1 protein-coding gene is annotated in these 563 nt (G+C 42.1%); it reads left to right on the forward strand.

Going from position 1 to position 563, the window contains the following annotated elements; all coding sequences use genetic code 11:
* A partial coding sequence (locus ACFIMI_RS09830; protein ID WP_375692550.1) for an ExbD/TolR family protein occupies nt 1-360 on the forward strand: 360 nt, incomplete at its 5' end.
* Nucleotides 361-563: the final 203 nt, after the last annotated feature.

Genomic DNA, 563 nt, shown 5'->3' on the forward strand with positions numbered 1-563 from the left:
AAAGATCGTTCTCTTTATGTTGGTGATAACCTTGTCAATCGAACGGCGTTTACTGAAGCTTTGCTTAAAGAAACAAACCAAAATTTAGAGACGAAGATTTTGATCAAAGCCGATAGTGAAATTGATTATGGGGCTGTTGTCGATTTGCTCAATCAAATACGAACTGTTGGATACACTAAAGTTGGTCTTATGGGATTGCAAAAATCTTCCAATGCTGTTGCAAAAGGTGTTGCATCTGATGGAGCAGCGGGCATGACAGATGCTGTAGGGGAGAATGTTACCAATGGTGTGGGTACGGCGACGAATGATGTGGTAAATGCCAACACTTCTGCTATGGGAACTGTTTCTCCTGTAGAGTAAAGGAGACGCTCTCATAACGCGCTCTCATAACATTGGGGCGGCTTTGCCGTTTTTTTCTGCCTCAGTTTGTTTTGTTAAGTTAAAGTGCTGTTATTTCAATTTCTCCGCGCTGTCTTTGCGTGCTCTTTTTATGCGTTTTTTCAAGGAGACACATATCACCCTAGAGTGATGATCGTTTGTGCAATGCGCGTGCTTTGTTTAAG

The organism is Bartonella sp. AP4SXKL (genome assembly GCF_042195845.1).
Taxonomy (GTDB): Bacteria; Pseudomonadota; Alphaproteobacteria; order Rhizobiales; family Rhizobiaceae; genus Bartonella.